We start from the raw sequence: 3,227 nt of genomic DNA, 5'->3' as shown, positions 1-3,227 counted from the left end.
GATCTAAATCCCATTGAGAAAAAATGGGCACAAGCTAAGTTTCTACGCCAAGGATGGATGGAGAATAATTTGCCTAAACTGTTTCAGGATATGGGTTGTATCTCTTTTATTGTGAACTGACTATATTTTGCCCTACAATGCCATTTTTTAAATTCATCGTTAGATATATCATATAGTTTTAGTAAATGCTGAAAATCATCATGGATATAATAACTACGCAAAATTTTAGCAACTTCATTAAAACCAAATTCGCGCTCGACTTCTTTGTAATGAAACGGGTGTTTTTTTGATTTACCTTCAAATCTTGGTAATGGCTCAACTTTTAGCTTTTTAAGTAAATACTCATAAATTTCATTGACTTCAAATCCTTGCTTACGTCTAGGTAGTTGAAGTAAATAGCTTTTCTGATTCTCGCTTAACTGATAATCGATATTCCATAACTGGAGTCCAATTTGAATGTCAGTGAAATGAATGTAGTTATTAAAGCTAACACTAGGTTCACTATGGCCAGCAACACCTGCGATTATGTAGTTGCTAATAGATTTCCTTGATCCAAATAGTTTGTAATAAATGTTCCATGCATCTGCTTTTTTATAAGGTAGTAAGCCCTCCAAGCTTTCATTTACTACTGTATTATTTAACGTTTCTGAATCATACAAAAAATGCAGTAACTGAATGTTAGATAGGCAACTGTGCCTAAGGTTGTGAGCTGTTAAATATGACAACCCAGTTACTTTTTTTATTAATCCTGAGACCATCTGTGATAATTGATTCTTAGGAATTGTTTGCCCACTGGCGTCAGCAATCAAGGTTTGTCCTTTTTCCTCAACACGTCTATAGTATAAGGCAGTTAAAACTCTTAGTTCTTCTGCTGATAGCAACAGGTCTATAGGTAAACTACGCAAAGCAGAGGATGTTTTATTATCACCATAAATATTATTACGAACTTCAAGATCTTCAACTGTTCCTGATATTTCTGTGAGCTTAAGCTTAGCTATCTCTCCTATTCTCATGCCAAATCGTTGGCCAAGAATTAAAGCAATATAAATAGCATCTTTTTTCTCTTTATTAATATTTAGGTTTTTGCATGCATATAGAATTGCTTGAAACATAGTTTCTGATATATACCCTGCTTTTACATGAGCTACAGCTCCAACTGACATTGGTTCAACTGGCTCTGCACCATAAACATTGACTAAGTGCTCATGAAAATCGTCTAGCAATTTAGCAGTTTCATTTTTTGCTGATGTAGTACGACTCAATGCTATAATTTCTGCATAGAGAGATTCAAAGTCAGCTTCATCAAAATTATCTATGTTCTGTCCATAAGTTAACGCTAGCCACCTATTCGTAATGTTGTTGCTATAGGTTTGAATACTACTTGGTTGGCTGGATAATCGCTTATGGACAAACCAGGTAAGCAGTGCGACTTCATTGATAGGAGCTTTTTCTTGCTTTAATAGTACTAAATTCGCTCTCAACCTTTTATCAAATACGCTTCCTGATATTTTCTTATCCTTTTTTTCATTCTCAGGCTTGAACAGTCTAGAAATTTGTAATGCCAATTGTTTATGTTCATTATATTTAGAGTTCTTTTGATGTTGTTGATGGGTATCGAAATCTTCTAAGATGTCTATATCAGATGGTTTTGGTCGTTCATATAATATACATTGCCAATTATCAACCGGTAGTGAGTATGTCTTTTTAATGCCCAACAATAAGTATAGATAGTACTCTGGCAAGTTGAAATTTTCGTGATTTTCACAGACATAAAGGCTAGCTTTCAAAAAGTCTTCTAAGTTATTAGGTAGTATTTGATACAATTTTTGATGATCGAGTAATTTTTGATAAAATACCTTGATGTCGATAGAACCATCAGGATTTAAAAAACCATTTATTAGTGAAATATCGTCTAGTCTGTATGATCGCAATAAAGTGGCTGAAATAGGTGATAGAAATACATTTTGTGACGTGTACTTTTCATCTTTTATCTTACTATTCCTGACATTAGTACTATAACCTCTTTTATTAAAATCAGCTCTAACAAAAGGTAGATTATAAATACTTTGAATCTTTAGATCTCCAGCAATTAGTTTTTTAATAATAAATTCAAGCAAAGGAGCTTGTAGTATGGCATTGTGAAAAACTAAAGATAGAAAAACGTCATAAATATTAACTTCTTTATGATTCTCAAAACTATTCATCCATAGCTGCTAGAAGGTTCTCACCTTTTTTGCTTCTTGAAACCAATCATTATCTCTAAAAAGTTTGGGACGCTGTTCAAAGACAATATATTTAGGAAAACTGATATCTAAATCATAACAGTCAAGTTTTTTTTGAATCTCTTGAAGAGCATAGTTATAGCTCTTCCCATAGAACATATGATTATGGAAAATTTTCGTTGATTTAAGCGATTGATCAAATTTATTCCATCTTCTGGTGAACTCTGCTTGTGGATTAGGTTTGATGGCAAGCTCATCAACTCTAATATGAATCAAAGCTATTTTAAGAGCTTTATCTTTTGCCCCTACCAGTTTTTTCTCTCGTTCTACTTCTCGTTTATCAATACCTGAAAAACTATTCTTTGATATTTTTCGCCTCATTTAGTTCAATGGGTTCAAAGCCATATTCTTTTAATTTTTTATCGATCAGTTCAGCGAGTTCCGCTTGTTGTGAACGTTTTAATCCGCTAAAGGTGTCGTAATAATCGAAACCAAGTTGATCAGTATGTCCCATACAACTACTAACTACTTCGTCATTCATTTGAGCTAAATTGCTGCTAAATATGCTATGGTTAGAGTCTTTCAACGATCTAATATGATGACGATACCAGTTTAATGGTAAATGAGCATACAATTTGAATCTATTAGAAATAAAGGTGTTATTTTGATTTTTAACGAAATTAAATTCGCCATATTCGTTGACTTCTAGATAAATAATAAGGCCAACACTACTTTCATAAACTGCCTGTATTAATTTGCCCAGTTGATAATGCTTAACATTAAAGAGCTTCATATTTTTATATAAGTAGCTCTGGTAATATCGTAATTGAAGTCTTACTATCTCAGGAAGGATAATAAATCGTCCCTGCGCATTCATTCTATAGTCAGTTCACAATAAAAGAGATACAACCCATATCCTGAAACAGTTTAGGCAAATTATTCTCCATCCATCCTTGGCGTAGAAACTTAGCTTGTGCCCATTTTTTCTCAATGGGATTTAGATCT

General features: G+C 33.1%; 3 protein-coding genes. All 3 read right to left on the bottom strand.

The window, feature by feature from the left end; all coding sequences use genetic code 11:
- Window positions 1-83 precede the first annotated feature (83 nt).
- From JMW39_RS13130 to JMW39_RS13120, 3 genes are read right to left on the bottom strand one after another with little or no spacing between them, the layout of a single operon-like run.
- On the bottom strand, window positions 84-2,204 hold the full coding sequence (locus tag JMW39_RS13130) for a tyrosine-type recombinase/integrase (protein ID WP_201547275.1): 2,121 nt from the start codon (window positions 2,202-2,204) through the stop codon (window positions 84-86).
- 9 nt (window positions 2,205-2,213) lie between these two features.
- Window positions 2,214-2,603, bottom strand: coding sequence for a hypothetical protein (locus JMW39_RS13125; protein WP_201547267.1), 390 nt, complete (start codon window positions 2,601-2,603; stop codon window positions 2,214-2,216).
- Window positions 2,578-3,099: a hypothetical protein gene (locus tag JMW39_RS13120; RefSeq protein ID WP_201547265.1), complete on the bottom strand. Its 522-nt coding sequence runs from the start codon at window positions 3,097-3,099 to the stop codon at window positions 2,578-2,580. Before JMW39_RS13120 ends, JMW39_RS13125 begins: the two co-directional genes overlap by 26 nt.
- Window positions 3,100-3,227 lie beyond the last annotated feature (128 nt).

It is taken from the genome of Psychrobacter immobilis (genome assembly GCF_904846175.1).
GTDB classification, from domain to species: Bacteria; Pseudomonadota; Gammaproteobacteria; order Pseudomonadales; family Moraxellaceae; genus Psychrobacter; species Psychrobacter immobilis_E.
Note: the sequence above shows the minus strand (reverse complement) of the source record. Positions and strands in the feature narration are given on the sequence as shown.